The sequence below is a fragment of the Bacillus sp. 03113 genome (genome assembly GCF_006546985.1).
GTDB lineage: Bacteria > Bacillota > Bacilli > Bacillales > Cytobacillaceae > VATK01.
This window is the reverse complement of sequence record NZ_ML637008.1, coordinates 326,454-342,699: the sequence shown is the minus strand read 5'-3', so window position 1 is coordinate 342,699 and position 16,246 is coordinate 326,454. Positions and strand designations below refer to the sequence as shown.

Genomic DNA, 16,246 nt, shown 5'->3' with positions numbered 1-16,246 from the left:
AGGTGGTTCGATATCTAAAAGAAATTTAGACCTTGTCTATCTTAATTGTTAGTGGGTATAGGTACTGCGCGGAATTTTTTACAAATAACACTAAAATAAGAACACTCTCATATTAATTAATTGTAGTGTCACAATAAAATGTTCCCAATCCCCCACAATAAAACAAAACTGATCAAAATTGTTACGTTGGATACCGTCCCGACAAATTTTTCATCATAACCAAACTGAACAGAATAGGCAAGAGTGGCAACGGACATAGGCAGAATGAGACCAATTAAAATAGTATATTTAAACATATTTTCAAATGGTAAAAAATAAAACAATAGCAGCCCAATGCCTAAACCAACTACATATCGAAGCGCTAAGTATTTTCCAATCCTTTGCAAGTAGCTTTTATCAAACGTAAAGTTAAGATAGATTCCTAGTAATAACAAGGATAACGGCATATTCGCTTTCGAGATGATTTCTGAAATATCAAGAACAATAGCAGGAAGCTTAAGACCTGCTAAACTCACAATACATACGATGATATAGGTAAGCAACGGAATCGATCTTGACATTTTGAGCATAACATCTTTTACATTAAACGTTGCCTGTTCATTAGAATAGAAGCTGGCAATCAAATATGTTAATCCAAAGACTATCAGGGCATTCCCCATATCAAACATACCAAAGTATTTCAGTCCTTCTTTTCCCCAAATTCCTTCGACAAGCGGATAAGCAAAAAGACCAATATTAAAGCCGGGAACCATCATACCCAGCATCCCTTTAATCTTCCTACTTTCCTTTTTAAAAATAATTAGACCTAGTATGCCGGAAAAAATTCCATATACAAAAGAAATGATAATCAATAAAACGAGGGAAACTTCGATTTTAATATTATTAAAGCTGGTAATGATCAAACAAGGGAGTGTTAAGTTAAAGATCAATCTCGCTAAAGTAGCTCCATCCTGCTCTTTTAAAATGTTAGATCGTTTTAGTATGTATCCTAACGTAATAATAATAAGGGAATATAAAAATTGATAATTAAAGCTAGTCAAATGTTTTTCTCCTTAACTATGGAAGTATGAAATTAGTACTAGAGAATTTGAGTCATTAGGAAAAAGTCGGGACTAGGAGCAGCTAAGGCCATTCCTAGTAAGAATATATCTCCTAGATTTGTCGAAATATGATTAATCATACTATAAATTATCTGGGGAAATTAGTAAATAGGTTTTGTAGTTGGACGCTTTGAATTGATGCGGTTTTTGAATAGAAAGACACTCTGCTTGTGAAGAATAAGTTTCAGTAAAAAGACACCGCGGCAGCTAGGAACTTGAAAATAAAGTCCTAGGCTGCCGCTGTTTTGATTAAACCAATGCTTCCCTTTAACACAATGTGAATTATTTTCACATCAAAGCAACCCACCTCATGTAAGCCCTTACTTTCAAGCGATTCATAGCTGTCAATTATGAATTACCGTATTTATACCTTTTTAACAAATTCAGATTTTAATTTCATAGCTCCGAAGCCATCAATTTTACACTCAATATCATGATCACCATCAACCAAACGTATACTTTTTACTTTCGTACCAATTTTTAAAACTGATGAACTTCCTTTTACTTTAAGGTCCTTGATGACTGTAACTGAATCACCATCGTTTAAAACATTTCCATTTGCATCTTTAATAACCTTTTTATCTTCACTATTTTCCTTATCTAATTCTAAAGTCCACTCATGAGCACATTCTGGGCAAACTAAAAGACTTCCATCCTCGTAAGTGTATTCTGAGTTACATTTTGGGCAATTTGGCAAAACAGACATTATTTCATTTCTCCATTCGTTATTAAATTCTATACATAGGAATTATTTTAAATTTCATTTTACAAAAAATAAGCGATTCCTAATATTCTTATATACTGTCATAGTCTCATTATATTGACAACCCTTACTCAAACCCTTATTTACATATGTGATAACCATTGGTTTAGCAGCGAAGTGCTGACTTAATTGTTAATACCATTTTCTTAATTGGAACGTTCCATTCCATTTGAGGGATTGTTTTCCAATTCCTATTTTTTTATAATGATCATGAGGAATATTAAGTATAGAAGAAAAGGTGAGCTGAGAAATGGCCCAAATTAAAGTTTATGGTTTAAAAGGAATATTAAACCCAATCAAAGAAAGACTTTCAGATGTCATTCATTCCTGTGTAGTTGATGCTTTACAATACCCAGTTGATAAACGGGTCCATCGCTTCTTCCCTTTAGACGAGGAAAATTTCATTTATAAGATTGATCGTTCAGAGAAGTATACGATTATTGAAATTAGCATGTTTGAAGGTCGCTCAGTAGAATCAAAGAAAAAATTACTCCAATTATTATTTGAGAGAATTCATACTGAATTTGATATTCTACCTCATGACGTCGAGATTACCATTTTTGAAACCCCAAAACATAACTGGGGAATTCGAGGTGTATCGGGCGATGAGCTTGAATTAAATTATAAGGTAAACGTGTAAATTAAGCAGTTAAAGCAGCCTATACCGGCTGCTTTATTGTTTAGAAAAGTGGTTTCTTTACTTTCTGATCAGGAGAACGACGATTGGAAACGAGTATGAGAATGTTCAATCATTTTTGATATTCAGGAGGCTCTACATGTGAATTGAACAGCGTGTACAAGATATACTTTAATTAATTTCTCAATCAAATTGATCTATAAGAAGAAGTTAATAAATTCCAAATTATGATAGTTATCTTTGTTGATTTTCATAATATGCTTCATTCGCATATTTCTGGTCAGTGCCTTTAAGATAGGCTAAAATCATTTGTGGACGTTTTAGTAAAGCCCAGTCTCCATATTTATCAAATCTTCTGCATGAAGTTATCATTCCGTTTTTAATCGTACCGTATTTTTTTCTGTTTTTCTTTCCCCACTCTTTTAAACGTTTAGCAAAATCAGCATCTTCGGCCATAAGCATATTTTCATTAAAACCCTTGATTGACTTAAAATCTTTTTTGTAGCACCAAAAGATCCCTACAGATATCGCGCCATACTTAAAGAGTAATGGGACTATTAGTAATAGAACAGACACGATTATTCCTAAAGATATTCTTTCAAATTTCCCAGTAACTCCACCTCCAATGTACTTCCCTGTTGTTAAGTACTTTTCAACATCGGACAACATTTTCTCTGTCATCAGATTATCAGCGTCTATTGTAACGATTATTTCCCCTCGTGCTATCTCAACGCCAGCATTCCTAATCTTAGATAGGTTTTTATCTGTATTCTTTAAAGTTATACAGTTGTATGATTTTGCAATTTCCTCTGTTCTGTCCGTACAACGATTTAGCACAACGATGACTTCAACCTGATTTTCAAATAATTTTGATGCTGCTGCAATCGAATCCAGACATTTTTCAAGATATTTTTCTTCATTATGGGCAGGTATAATAATTGAAAACTTAATATTTTCTTTAAGCTTATCTTTTGAAAAGTGGTACCTTTCATTCAATATCATCCGTCTTCATCCCTTTAAGAAATTGATACCACTATCATATCGATAGAGAACATATGTTTCAAGTGAAATATTGGAATCTTTATGTGCTAAAGATCACACCGGTTTTGAAGCCCGTCGTACCCTTCACACACTTGAAGAAGAGGATGTCTGGGCAAAGTTAATTAAAATTTAACATTTACTATATTCCCCTTCCCCTCACCTCAATTGGAAAAGTGAATATCATAAATAGTGATTTAGCTGGATAGGAGGAATATCTCTAACAATGCATGACTCTTTAAATTCAACAGAATTGCTAAAGTTGCCATATTTAGATGGATCGGAGTCGAAAGTATTAAACCGTTCTACGGCCCTTGATTTTGCTAGAAATATATTAGAATATGATGTCATTTCATTTGATGTTTTTGACACTTTATTATTAAGGCCGTTTGCTCAACCTCATCATCTATTCATGATATTAGGGGAAAAACTTGACTGTGTGAATTTCATGTCAATACGAATGAAAGCAGAAAAGGAAGCTCGTGATCAGGCAGAAGTAATAAAAGGGCATAGAGAAGTAACATTATATGATATATATGAACTTGTTGAGTTAAAAACAGGAATTGATAAACAATATGGAGTACAGTTAGAGCTACAAACAGAACTAGAGTTTTGTTTTGCTAATCCATTTATGAAAGATGTTTTTGATATTCTTAAGTCGCAAAATAAGAAAATAATTGCTATTTCAGATATGTATTTAACAAGGGCAATGATTGTACAATTGCTGGAGAACTCAGGTTATAATGGTTTTTTTGACGTTTTTGTTTCAAGTGAAAACAATGGTAGTAAACGAGACAAACAATTATTCAAAATAGCGCTGCAAAAGTTAGGCAAGGATGTAAATATGGTTCACGTAGGGGAAAATGATGAGTCAGATATAAAAAGCGCTCAAGAACTAGGTATAGCAACTAGATATTACAATAATGTTCATGAGACAGGAAATCAATACCGCGCAGACGGGTTATCCGAACTAATTGGTTCCACTTATAGCGGGATCGTAAATACTCATTTGCATAATGGCAGCAAACAATATACGCCTCATTATGAATATGGTTTTATTTATGGTGGTTTGTATGTATTAGGCTACTGTAAATGGATATATGATTATGCTAAACAGAATAATATTGATAAAGTTTTGTTTCTTTCAAGAGATGGGGATATTATTCGAAAAGTATTTAATTTTCTTTTCACTGATATAAACAATGAATATGTTTACTGGTCACGAATTGCCAATATGAAATATACAATAGAAAAAAATCGTTATGATTTTTTGAATCGTATGGTACGAAAAAAAGCAAAAAATGTATTGGAAATAACAATAAAAGGGTTATTAGAATCTTTAGATTTAGGTGAATTGGTAGATTTATTGACTCAATATGAACTAAAAGAAGATGATTTGATTCATAATGGAAATGTAAAATTAATCCAATTCTTTTTTATAGCAAATTGGGAAACGGTTGTAAAAAAACTATCTGAATCTAATTCAATTGTTAAAGAGTATTTTATGAATATCATTCAAGGAAGTAAAAAAGTTGCTGTCGTTGATGTTGGCTGGGTTGGCTCTGGAGGAGCAGGGATAAAATATTTGATTGAACAAAAATGGAAATTGAATTGTGAAGTTCACAGCTTAGTCGCTGCTTGTAGACACTCGAACCACACAGGTAATCTAAGCCAAATTATGAAAAAAGAAATAGCAGTTTATATTTTTTCTAGAATGTATAACCGAAATTTATACGATACGCACTCAAATACTAAACATAATAATGTATATTTTGAGTTATTTACCCAAGCTTGTTATCCTTCATTCTCAGGCTTTAAGAAAACGGAAGAAGGATTTAAATTATTATTTGATGTACCAGAAGCTGAGAACTATAAAATTTTTGAACAAATTCATAACGGTATTTTTGATTTTGTTAAGTTATATAAGAAGATGTTTGCAAATTATGAATATCTATTTAATATCTCTGGTTACGATGCCTATATGCCATTTAGAATGATTATAAAAGATCTTCGATTTATAAGGGAATATTTTGGTGATTTACGTTTTTCCAGAGGTGTAATTGCAGATACTGAAAATCAAACTTTCGAAACATTGAATGAAATAATGGATGAAGCTAAGCTGTAAAACGACAAATTAAGTAAATGTTTGCTTATTTACAATTAGATTCGGAGTGAACGTTATGATTTTGTACCATGCAGTTACAACTTCTCAGTTGTTGTACTGTATCATTTATAAAGAGCTTTTTCATAAAGAACAGGTTTGTTACATTCTATTGTCCAATTTTATGAAAGAAAAATTTCTACAGTTTAAGCAAATGGAAGGTCTCTTTTTTGATAAAATCTTTGTTTTTAATACCGATGAATTCTACAGTAACGATATTAACACTAACGAAGGAATTGGAAAATACCTCATTGACAATAAGATAAATCTCCAAGAATTTTCAGATATAATTGCAGGAAGCTCAAATAGTCATTTTGAAATTTATTTGGTAGAAAATAAGATTAATTTCACTTTCTTAAAAGAAGCCAGTAGATTAATTAGACATGACATTGCAGAACGGAAATTAGATAGTGGTTTTATTGAAAAGGTTCTTGTTTTATTTGGTATCGATCAAAAAATTCAAATTAATGAAAATTCAACAATCTTATTAACACAACATTTTTCTAATTTGACTTTCGAAGAACACAAAAAAATATATCAACTAGTTGTTGATTATTTAGTACCTGAAACCAGATTGGTGATATATCCACATCCTGATGATCTCATGTTCTATGATGCATTATTTCCAAAGGCAACCGTCATAAAAAAGAATTTTCCATCTGAATTAATTCCTTTCGCTTTTGCCAAAAAACCACAAACAGTAATGACAATAACGTCCACAAGTATTAATAATCACTTAATGGGTTATTTCGAAAATTGCATAACATTTTCAACTGATTTTGAAAGATATTTTACTATTACACATAAATATTATTGCGCTGTGAAAGTAATTAGCGAGCTATTTGAAGATTACGAAATTTATGAACTGAACTCAGATAAACTACTACTGGAAAACTTTTCAGGAAATCAATTTGGAAAAAGCATTAATAGCGTTAATCATTTAAGTCAAATTCCTAAAAAAAGTATTGTTATCATTGATGATATTAGCTGTGATACTTTCACTGAATCTAATGAGATTTATAATTTTTTAACATCCTTAGATGAAGAGTCAATTATAATCTTTTTAAATTCTAATAAGAGATATCTGTTTTATAATTACCCGAACAAAGAAGTATTTGAGAGTATTATGCCAATTGAAATTCTTCATAGCAGCACAATCGATGAAACGGAGAAATACTCAAATACATTTTTCATATTTTCAAAAAGAAAGGATACAAGAAATATGATTAACGATCTAACGTTTGAAAAAACGCTGAGAAGCTCAAAAGAAAGGATTAAAGTTGAAGCTATGTCAGAAGAGCAGTTAAGAATTAAAGTATTAGAAGGAATATTAGAAGCAACAGAAAAGAGATTGGAGCATTATATTAAATTGGAATTGGAACTGAGAGAAAAGTTGAATTTGAAGATGACATAAGTGATTTGAACGGGGGTGAGATATATACAACAAAAAATCCGATTACACTCAGTATCTCCCCTGATAACTTCAATGTTCCAAAGAAACTATACTTAAATAAAATCGCACTAATCATCTCTTAATAAATGACGAATTCCTAAACTTTGCTTAGTAGGAATTAATCACGATCATAATACAGCATCAATAAAAAAAGATCAAAACCCATATAATGCATGCGTGTTCTGACCTTATTTTTCATGTCACTTTTTCAATATACCTAAATATTCTTTCCAAGGTCCAACGTCCGTCCTATATCTCTCGGCCATTACACGAACGATTTGAGAAATGTGCGTTAAATCATGAACAACCCACGTAGAAAGCAATTCTCTCAACTTCACGACGCCAAATGCAGGGTGAGATCCCGCCAATTCAAGATGCAATTCGGGTTCGATAAGATCCTTAAGTTTGTTTAAATTTTGTATTCTATTCGTTTTAAATTCAAACAGCTTTTGTTCAATTGATCTTTCAGACTCTTCATTTAAATGAGAATAGCGATCAAATGGGGGAAATGGTTTACTTTCACCTTCTTGAAGAATAAATTCTAACCTCGGTATCCAATTATTTTTCTCTCCCTCAATAAGGTGCTCAATCACTTCCGCTACATTCCAGGTTCCTTCTCCTTCATTGCACTGCAGCCATCCATCAGATAAACCAGATAAAAAATACTCCAATGTTTGTGGTGTACGCTCTAGAACCTCAATTGCTTCTTTCATATTAAAATTCATATAAGTATTCCTTTCTGTAATGAATCTCGATGGTCTCTTTTAATAATCTCCTTCGATCATAACATGTTTCTTCTTTTGTTTATCTAAAATTGCTGTTGTAAGCTAATACATTCGTACATAATAATGAAATTGCACAGTGTAAAAAGAATTTAATCAATCCACAAAAATCTTTATCGAATATTATGATTAACATAGCTGAAAAGCAAATTATAGATATGCAAATGGGTCTCAGTACATCTTTATTTTAAACCTTAAAAGATTAATCTATATTGATAATAATGTTGGCGTTGAAAAAATTCTCTCCTTGAATCGGAGAATTCGCCATTCTTCTTAACATTGAAAGTTGACCTACATGGGTCATAGCATCCGACAAAGGACCCTGTAACAACTTTTCTGCAATTTTATCACGTTGAGGCAATCCATGGGACAAAGCATTATCTAAAATACCAATGATTTCATAGAACCTCTTTACCTCGAGTTCCCAAGAACCTACTTCAAATTCTTTCAGTTCGTCATAATGGTGAAACACAGAATGAGCACAAGTTAAAACAAAAGAAATATGACTAAGGATTTCTTTAGGCGACCTTACCCCTTCACCAATTCTCAAATCTGGATACTCTAATGGTACTTCATGGATAACTTTGTTTGCACGATACGCAATAGTAGCTAAAAAATGGCGGAGTAACCTTACTTCCACTAATATCATCTCCTTTTTCTATTTTTATCCGAACATATACATAAATGAATAGTAATCAAATATTGAGTTTTATTTTCTTAATATTATAACATTTAAAATGGATAATTTTTCAATAAAAAAGGTGATTACAAGATTTGATTAAACTCTTTTATATTGGGTCATACTTTCTGGCTTTGCTGTCTCTTTTTCGAGCATAAAAAAACCGAAGGTCATCTGAATTGCTTCATAAAACCTGCGGTTCTGGAATGTTATTTTTGACAGCCATATTTACTGTCAGGCCTTTTATTATTTCTCAACTGCTGAATTTTACATCTGATTTTGCAATGGTTTTACTTGCTGTCTTCCCTTTCCAAGTAAAAAATCCTAGAGCAGCATAACCTACACCCCATAAGGTTGCGACCCACGACCCCATGAATGGAACAAAACCAACTGGAAGCATTATAAGCAGAATGATAGAAGGCCATGCTGGGAAGACCTTTGCTCTTAGAATGACGATCGGGAATAAGATCATGCCTAACAAACCTGAACCTATTTCAAGAGACTTAATGATTCCCCATTCCCAAGGCGATGTTCCTAACATTGTTGACCACACGGTACAGGTAACAAGGATATGAGAGAGTGTAACGACAAGGAAAGTAAAATAGCCAAACTTTCCAATTTTATCAATTAGTGCAAGAAAGATTCCAAAAGTTCCAACTGTGTAAAAAATATTAGCTATAAACGCACAAAGCAATTCAGGATCACTGTCACCCCCCCAGATTAAAGAGGATGGTGTCATGCCAATTCGGATGATTCCTCCTATTAATGCGATAAAGCCCATTGTACGAATAAATTTTTCTATTGCCATACTAAACCCCTCCGTTATTTTAAGCTTCTGCTGTTATCTAACTTACATTTATAGGGTATCAGGCAATAGAACCCACCGTCATGAGCAATCATCCCAGACCGGGCGGGAACTTTTTCATCCCAGATAAGGATACTCTTTCTCTCCTAATCCTGCTTCCCTGGCCAAAAGAATGGCTTCTGCTTTATCCGTTACTTGAAGCTTATTGAGGATGTTGGAAATATGATTTCTTGCTGTCTTAGGACTAATTCCTAATTGCTTTGCGATTTTATTCACTTCAAATCCCTTGGCCATATAGTCAAGAATCTCTTTTTCCCTAATCGTTAATTCTGGGAACGCTTTGTCTGCTGGATTGGCATGAATACTCTGAAAATAAGACATCATCCGGTTGGCTATCATTGGACTAAAAATGGCCTCGCCATCAGCAATCGCATAAATCGCTCGCATAATTTCTTTTTGTTTTGCTCCTTTTAATAGATAGCCGCGTGCCCCAGCTTTCATCGCAGAAAAAACAGATTTATCATCATCAAACATGGTTAATATTAAAACCTTCACACTCGGGTAATTCTGACTAATTTCCCGGGTTGCTTCGATGCCGTTAATCCCCGGTAAGTTTATATCCATTAGAACTACGTCAGGCTTTAGCTGCTCCACTAATACTAATGCTTCTTCTCCTGATTCGGCCTGACCGATTACATCAAACTCCTCAACAAAACTCAGTACATTGGATAAGCCGTCCCGGTAAATAGGATGATCCTCAGCGATTAATATGTTGATTTTACTCATGTTCCTGCTCCTTAACGAATGTAGTTTTATTTCCTATAGGAAGGATAATAGAAATAGCCATTCCACCGTGTAATGGGACATGAAAATTACACTTTCCTCCTAATTCTTCTGCCCGTTCTCTCATTGATCTTAAGCCGATTCCGGACGTTTTAGTAATAGGGATTCCAGTTCCGTTATCTATAATCTGAATGAACAAGTTTTGATCTTCTAGTACAACATCTACCTTGCATTCAGTTCCTTTGGAATGGCGGACAGCGTTATTGAGGGCTTCCTGAACGATGCGGTAAGCTGCAGCTTCTGTTGCTGCATGAAGGTCAGGAAGCCGTTCTGGTCCGTTTATGGTAATGACCATCTTTGCCCCGCTAAAATGTTGAATCAGCTGCTGCAATGCAAACATTAAACCAAATTCATCCAATGCAGGCGGTCTGAGAGCATAAACAAGTGTTCGAATATCAGAAATGGATTGATCAAGGTGAGACTGAATTTGAGTTAAAATTTGCTGTGATCGATTAAGATCTCTTTCCATGAGATAGATCGCGGCATCCAGTTGTAGTGACATGCTTGCCAGACTCGCCCCAAGTCCGTCATGAAGATCTCTTCGAAGCCGCCTCCTCTCTTCCTCTCTGGTTGTAACCAATCGTTCCCTTGAAAGCTGCAGCTCATCCGCTGTCAAAGCTGTTTGTACGGCAATGGCAACTTGACGAACTAAATCATTCAGTAAAAAACGTTTCGATGGAGGCAAGGAATTTTCAAGATGAGCAGACCCTAGTCGTAATGTAGCAATCCAATTCCCTTGTATGGTCAGCGGGATTTCTGAAATAGCATTGGGCTCTAATCCATATGAGGCTAGAATAATGGGAGTACCTTTATTTCGTTCGTACTGGACAGCTGCATAGGAAAGTTTAAGCACCTTTGCCACCGATTCCATAATTTCTGGTAAAACAGATTGGTTGGACATAACCGCTTCTAATCTCTGAACTAAACTAGATAGAACAGTGTACGGTTCCTCTTTTTCTCCATAGATTAATTTATTCACCGCCAGCTGAATTTTCTCTCGTATTGGGTGAAAGACAATCGCAATCAGAGCTGTTGTAATTAAGGAAATCATGACATTGCTATTACTTTGAAAAACCACTCCTAGTGTTCCAGTAATGATGGCAAAAGCAATGACCACAAAAATACTTAAAAAGGAAAAAACAATGGAACGATTAAACACCTGTGAATGGTTATTCATTCGTTGCTCCATAAGAGAAAGCCCGATGGTAAAAGGCAGAAACATGATGCCTATATACATAAGACCCAAGTAAAAAAGCTTTAGCAGCGCATGATGTAAAAATACCGCTAAAATAGCCCCCACAACAAAACAAATAATACTGATCATAAACCAGAGGGTTCTTCTTTTTTGCTCAGCAGAAAAATAGGTTCGATAACGTTGAGTTTGAGAATAAATCAAGAGAGAATTAAATATTACATAATGCCATCCTCTTGCCCATACCGGCCATGAAAAAGAATCTAATAGACTACCTGGGAACAAATAATGAAACAGAATTAAGGCAAAAATTAAAATGGCGGGATACATCATCCAGCGAGGAAAAAATTTCTCATCTGGATATAAAAAGAAAAAAAAGAAGGTAAATCCAAAAATCATTTGTTCGAAATGGAAAAGTGGAACCAGAGCAGGATACATAGGGATTGTAAATTCATCTACACTATAATCGACCCCAGCACACAGAAGCAAAATAGAAGCAAAATAACAAATCCAATCCTTTCGTCCATAGAAAAACAACAGAACACTTACCAGAAAGAAGGACAAAAACTGTGACCCTAATAATCCACTTAAAACACCACTATAAAAGGATGGTTTTAATCCCAAGGCTTTAAGGTCATTTACCTGATTAGTTGTCAGTTGGAAAAGATTTTCACATATCTTTACTTCATTTCCACAATCAATTTGATGAAGGGTATACCCTTCCCATTGACTTACCGCGAGCATCGTAAGGGACGAAAGTGCAAAAAAGACCCAAATTATAATAAAGATGGAGGTGAACAATAAACGGGAATGCTCAGTGAATTTTGACAACCACATGGAACGAGGTATCAGTCTCAACTCCTCTCAGATAACCACTACTCTGATCATAAATTGATACTTCCCACATGACAACATTTTCTTTTAATAGAAAATGCTGCATATCAAATGGAGCAGGAATCTTATTGGCAGTACGAATGAGATTCTTTATTCGTAAAAGAAAATAATACAAAAAAATACCTCTTGAGATTAAATATATAGTAAATATATACTAAACTAATATTAGGTCATGATATTACTGGATAGTTGTTATAGTATAAATACCAAAACATATACTAAATCTAAAAGGCAAGGTTTAAAGTAATAAACCTTGCCTTTTTGTAATTTTTCATTATTTTCCGGAATGGACCCTTATAATATCAATGTTCTTTCTTGTACAAAAATTATTAATTTCACGGAATTAGATACCTGCTAACTCGGATTAAATAGTTTTTTTCATAAACAGACGGGATAAATTTCTAGTAACAACCTTGTTGAACTAAAGCGGCACCCTATAGTTTAATAACCTAATTTACTGATTGTATCTTCAATTCTTCATATTAAACTACATAGATATAGTTTTTGTTGCAACTTTTTGTTGAAATGCCTGATCATGCTCAACAATAACCATTGTGGGATTAAATCTTTGAATAAGATCTTCAATCTGCATGCGCGAATAAATATCAATAAAATTTAACGGTTCATCCCAAATATATAAATGTGCTTTTTCACATAAACTTTTGGCTATAAGCAGCTTTTTCTTTTGTCCACCAGAATAATGAGATATATCTTTCTCAAATTGAATTCGGTCAAAATCCATCTTACGTAGGATGGATTTAAATAACGTTTCATCAATCTCATGCTCTTCAATAAAGTCCGATAACAGTCCCTTTAAATGAGAAGTATCTTGTTGGACATAGGAAATGATGAGGCCTGAACCTAAATTCATTGAGCCTGTATGTTGTATCGGATTTCCTAGAATTAGTTTTAGGATACTACTTTTTCCGCTTCCATTCTTTCCATCAAGTACAATTCGGTCACCTTGTTCAACTTTAAAGCTAATTGGCTTATTCACTATTTGGCCATCGTACTTAACAGACACATCAGCCAAAACAATCAATTCATTTGACTGAAATTCCAATGGTTCTATTTTTAATGACTCGTTTTTTTCCACATTTTTTAGTAGTTTTGACTTTTCCTCAATAGCTTTTTGTTGCCTTGATTCAAGGTTCTTTGCTCTCTTCATCATCTTTGCCGCTTTATGTCCTACAAAACCCTTGTCCAACTTAGAACCCGAATTCGTTGTCCCATTTTTGGAAGCTTCCACTTGATTAGACCAACCTGTTGAACGCTTTGAAGACTGTTTTAATCTCCCTATGTCTTTTTGTAGATGCTGATTTGTTGCCTCTTCGTGTTCCTGCTGTCTATCAAAATTTAACTTCCAAGAAGAATAGTTACCACTTTGAACTTCAATATTTGCTCTATTTATAGATAAGATATGGTCAACGCATCCATCTAAAAAGATTCTGTCATGTGAAATTAAAATAAACCCTTTTTTCTTCCTTAGATAATCAGAGACCATCTTTCGTGCATCAGTGTCTAGATGATTGGTTGGCTCATCAATTAATAGAAATTGACCCTCATTCAAAAAAAGTGCAGCAAGCAACACCTTTGTTTGTTCTCCATTTGATAATGTTTTAAATGGTCGGTACATGACCTCGACTTCAACATTTAGATAGGATATTTCACGAAGAAATTCCCAATCCTCTGCTTGAGGGCAAATTTCTTCAATGATTTCATGAGTATACTTGTTTTTATCCGAAACTGGATAAGGGAAATAATTAAATTCTACCGAAGAAATGATTTTCCCACTATACTCATAATTTCCTAATAATAAATTAAAGAATGTTGTTTTACCTCGTCCATTTCTACCGATAAATCCAAGTTTCCAATCCGTATCTATTTGAAAGTTCACACCTTCAAAAATATTGTCAAAGCTACCTGGATAAGAAAAGGTTAAGTCTTGAACTTGTATCATTGACATGATAATTCCTCCTTTGTATATCAATACTTTTTACTTTTTATACAAAGTCGGCACATCCATCTACTCTCAATTTCTCCGTATAAGTTTGATGGAAATTACGACTTATACGGAGTATTACATGCGTAACAATAGTGTCTGAATTGCTCATTTCTCTCCCTCCTTTATTTATTGGATTAAAGTTAAAGATTAAAAAAACATCAATCTTATCTATGAGAGAATAAAAAATCCTCCCAATTTGTAATTGGAAGGATTAGTCTTTCACTTATATTAAATAAGTTCTTTTTTGTCATTGGAATCATGACAATTAAAGTGTAAACTGATTTATAAAAATGGATAGACTAACCCTATATTTTGTAGTTTGAAGTTATTCATTTCAAATAAAAATATAGATTAGTTATTCATTGTCCATCCATCAGTCCTCTCATAATTGTATTTTTATATTAACAATTTTTTTTATAGAATACAATATCAGCATCATCTTCACCTCAAATTACTGCTTGTTGCTCTTTTGATATGCTCCATATTCCTTATGAAGCCAATCAGAAAATTCACTTAAAGCAAACAATAAAGGATTTGCAGTATTAGTACGTTTTGGCAACCAATAAAGACCACTTGGGTCATAACCTTCCTCATTAATAGTTCCTGAATAAATTACATCAGCAAAAGACTCAAAGAAATCCTTTGGGTTCGAGAAACTGTTATGGTTAGCATCTATATAGTCCAATAATAGTCCATCAGCCTGTATAAGTTTATTATTGATTGTTGCTGTTCCGCTATATATTTTATATAGTGATGGAATAGAAAACAGCCTCCTTCTTCTGAAAGAGGCTGTTTTAGTTCAAAATTATTAAGTTTTAGTATAAATATTAGCTATATATTTATCCCGTAGAGGTATTCTTTGGAATCTAAACTATTTTGATGCTGGAGCCAGCGTGACTTCTGGTGATGTTACCTTGTCATAAAAATCTACGAATTTGTCACGATCGGCGCTATCACGGTAAGCCATCGCGACACGTGGATGTTCATTAAGGACACCAGAAATCATATAAGGAATGATGTAGCCCCACTCCCACTTTTGACGCATTTCTAGCATGTGCTTTTCAATTACGCCAAGAACTGGCTTCATCTCATAGCTCGGTTTTTGAATGTAGCTAACGAGTAACTCTGTGTTACAGTTACCAGCCGCACGACCCATGCCATAAACAGACGAATCAAGAAATGTAACCCCATTTCGTAACGCAGTTATCGTATTGGCAAATGCTAACTGCATGTTGTTATGTGTATGGATCCCAAGCTGTTTGTTAGGGAGCATTGCTTGGAACTTTTTCACTTGATGCTCAATATCCGCAGGATCTAAGCTTCCAAAAGAGTCAACTATATATACAACATCTACAGGACTTTCCTTCACCATTTCAAATGCTTCAATAAGCTGATTTTCAGGCACACTAGATAATGCCATAATGTTCAGTGCAGTCTCATAACCCAAATCATGGAACATTTGGACTAGCTCTAAACCTTTATCTACTTCGCGAATATAGCACGCCACTCGAATCATATCTAAAGCACTTTCCTCGCGTGGTAGAATGTCATTTGGGTCTACACGTCCAATATCAACTAAAGCTGACAGCTTTGTGAACTTTTTCTCAGGAATAATTTCTTTCAGGAAATGATCATCAAGAAATCTCCATGGATTTGGCTCAGTTGCATTAAGAAGCTTAGCGGAATTTTTATAGCCAATCTCCATGTATTCAACCCCTGCTGCACTTAGGCCATTATACAAGTCTTGAACAAATTCGACGCTAAAATCCCAATTATTAACTAAACCTCCATCACGAATGGTACAATCTATAATTTTATTACGATGTTCCATGATAGTACTTTTCCCCCTGTTTTTCCGCTTTTATCAATAGTATTTTTAAAAATTTATACTTTT

15 protein-coding genes are annotated in these 16,246 nt (G+C 33.9%); 3 read left to right on the top strand and 12 right to left on the bottom strand.

Going from position 1 to position 16,246, the window contains the following annotated elements; genetic code table 11:
* Positions 1–128 precede the first annotated feature (128 nt).
* Positions 129–1,040: an AEC family transporter gene (locus FDO66_RS01490; RefSeq protein ID WP_141430627.1), complete on the bottom strand. Its 912-nt coding sequence runs from the start codon at positions 1,038–1,040 to the stop codon at positions 129–131.
* A gap of 424 nt (positions 1,041–1,464) precedes the next feature.
* A complete protein-coding gene (locus tag FDO66_RS01485; RefSeq protein WP_141430626.1) occupies positions 1,465–1,806 on the bottom strand; it encodes a zinc ribbon domain-containing protein YjdM in 342 nt (113 codons plus the stop codon).
* A 307-nt stretch (positions 1,807–2,113) separates the two neighbouring features.
* Between FDO66_RS01485 and FDO66_RS01480 the strand changes: the two genes are divergently transcribed.
* Complete coding sequence (locus tag FDO66_RS01480; RefSeq protein ID WP_141430625.1) at positions 2,114–2,503, top strand: tautomerase family protein; 390 nt, start codon at positions 2,114–2,116, stop codon at positions 2,501–2,503.
* 231 nt (positions 2,504–2,734) lie between these two features.
* On the opposite strand, the gene FDO66_RS01475 is transcribed toward FDO66_RS01480, so the two are convergent.
* Positions 2,735–3,502: a glycosyltransferase gene (locus FDO66_RS01475; RefSeq protein ID WP_141430624.1), complete on the bottom strand. Its 768-nt coding sequence runs from the start codon at positions 3,500–3,502 to the stop codon at positions 2,735–2,737.
* 262 nt (positions 3,503–3,764) lie between these two features.
* Between FDO66_RS01475 and FDO66_RS01470 the strand changes: the two genes are divergently transcribed.
* Both FDO66_RS01470 and FDO66_RS01465 read left to right on the top strand, forming a co-directional pair.
* Entirely contained in the window at positions 3,765–5,663 is a 1,899-nt protein-coding gene (locus tag FDO66_RS01470) for an HAD family hydrolase (protein WP_141430623.1), read from the top strand.
* 160 nt (positions 5,664–5,823) lie between these two features.
* Positions 5,824–7,113: a hypothetical protein gene (locus FDO66_RS01465; RefSeq protein WP_181444401.1), complete on the top strand. Its 1,290-nt coding sequence runs from the start codon at positions 5,824–5,826 to the stop codon at positions 7,111–7,113.
* Between the two features lie 239 nt (positions 7,114–7,352).
* On the opposite strand, the gene FDO66_RS01460 is transcribed toward FDO66_RS01465, so the two are convergent.
* The 9 genes from FDO66_RS01460 to FDO66_RS01425 all read right to left on the bottom strand — a co-directional run bounded on the left by FDO66_RS01460 (position 7,353) and on the right by FDO66_RS01425 (position 16,183).
* Positions 7,353–7,877 carry a DinB family protein gene (locus FDO66_RS01460; RefSeq protein ID WP_141430621.1) on the bottom strand — a complete coding sequence of 175 codons (525 nt, stop codon included), beginning with the start codon at positions 7,875–7,877 and terminating at the stop codon, positions 7,353–7,355.
* 259 nt (positions 7,878–8,136) lie between these two features.
* Positions 8,137–8,574, bottom strand: a complete 438-nt coding sequence (locus tag FDO66_RS01455) for a hypothetical protein (protein ID WP_141430620.1) — start codon at positions 8,572–8,574, stop codon at positions 8,137–8,139.
* A 292-nt stretch (positions 8,575–8,866) separates the two neighbouring features.
* The gene (locus FDO66_RS01450) at positions 8,867–9,421 is read right to left on the bottom strand and encodes a hypothetical protein (protein WP_141430619.1); all 555 of its coding nucleotides are present in this window, start codon (positions 9,419–9,421) and stop codon (positions 8,867–8,869) included.
* A 114-nt stretch (positions 9,422–9,535) separates the two neighbouring features.
* Complete coding sequence (locus tag FDO66_RS01445) at positions 9,536–10,204, bottom strand: response regulator transcription factor (protein WP_141430618.1); 669 nt, start codon at positions 10,202–10,204, stop codon at positions 9,536–9,538.
* Positions 10,197–12,290: a sensor histidine kinase gene (locus FDO66_RS01440; protein ID WP_181444400.1), complete on the bottom strand. Its 2,094-nt coding sequence runs from the start codon at positions 12,288–12,290 to the stop codon at positions 10,197–10,199. The genes FDO66_RS01445 and FDO66_RS01440 overlap by 8 nt, the downstream gene beginning before the upstream one ends.
* The gene (locus tag FDO66_RS20665) at positions 12,268–12,462 is read right to left on the bottom strand and encodes a hypothetical protein (RefSeq protein ID WP_181444399.1); all 195 of its coding nucleotides are present in this window, start codon (positions 12,460–12,462) and stop codon (positions 12,268–12,270) included. The genes FDO66_RS01440 and FDO66_RS20665 overlap by 23 nt, the downstream gene beginning before the upstream one ends.
* A 372-nt stretch (positions 12,463–12,834) precedes the next feature.
* On the bottom strand, positions 12,835–14,313 hold the full coding sequence (locus FDO66_RS01435) for an Lsa family ABC-F type ribosomal protection protein (RefSeq protein WP_141430616.1): 1,479 nt from the start codon (positions 14,311–14,313) through the stop codon (positions 12,835–12,837).
* A gap of 490 nt (positions 14,314–14,803) precedes the next feature.
* Entirely contained in the window at positions 14,804–15,037 is a 234-nt protein-coding gene (locus FDO66_RS01430) for a hypothetical protein (protein ID WP_141430615.1), read from the bottom strand.
* Between the two features lie 186 nt (positions 15,038–15,223).
* A complete protein-coding gene (locus tag FDO66_RS01425) occupies positions 15,224–16,183 on the bottom strand; it encodes an aldolase catalytic domain-containing protein (RefSeq protein WP_141430614.1) in 960 nt (319 codons plus the stop codon).
* Positions 16,184–16,246 lie beyond the last annotated feature (63 nt).

What these genes read in the sequence shown, in the direction of transcription:
- FDO66_RS01485 (WP_141430626.1), bottom strand. Translation starts at nt 1,806, where the DNA reads ATGTCTGTTTTGCCAAATTGCCCAAAATGTAACTCAGAATACACTTAC.
- FDO66_RS01480 (WP_141430625.1), top strand. Translation starts at nt 2,114, where the DNA reads ATGGCCCAAATTAAAGTTTATGGTTTAAAAGGAATATTAAACCCAATC.
- FDO66_RS01475 (WP_141430624.1), bottom strand. Translation starts at nt 3,502, where the DNA reads ATGATATTGAATGAAAGGTACCACTTTTCAAAAGATAAGCTTAAAGAA.
- FDO66_RS01470 (WP_141430623.1), top strand. Translation starts at nt 3,765, where the DNA reads ATGCATGACTCTTTAAATTCAACAGAATTGCTAAAGTTGCCATATTTA.
- FDO66_RS01465 (WP_181444401.1), top strand. Translation starts at nt 5,824, where the DNA reads ATGAAAGAAAAATTTCTACAGTTTAAGCAAATGGAAGGTCTCTTTTTT.
- FDO66_RS01460 (WP_141430621.1), bottom strand. Translation starts at nt 7,877, where the DNA reads ATGAATTTTAATATGAAAGAAGCAATTGAGGTTCTAGAGCGTACACCA.
- FDO66_RS01450 (WP_141430619.1), bottom strand. Translation starts at nt 9,421, where the DNA reads ATGGCAATAGAAAAATTTATTCGTACAATGGGCTTTATCGCATTAATA.
- FDO66_RS01445 (WP_141430618.1), bottom strand. Translation starts at nt 10,204, where the DNA reads ATGAGTAAAATCAACATATTAATCGCTGAGGATCATCCTATTTACCGG.
- FDO66_RS01440 (WP_181444400.1), bottom strand. Translation starts at nt 12,290, where the DNA reads ATGTGGTTGTCAAAATTCACTGAGCATTCCCGTTTATTGTTCACCTCC.
- FDO66_RS01435 (WP_141430616.1), bottom strand. Translation starts at nt 14,313, where the DNA reads ATGTCAATGATACAAGTTCAAGACTTAACCTTTTCTTATCCAGGTAGC.
- FDO66_RS01425 (WP_141430614.1), bottom strand. Translation starts at nt 16,183, where the DNA reads ATGGAACATCGTAATAAAATTATAGATTGTACCATTCGTGATGGAGGT.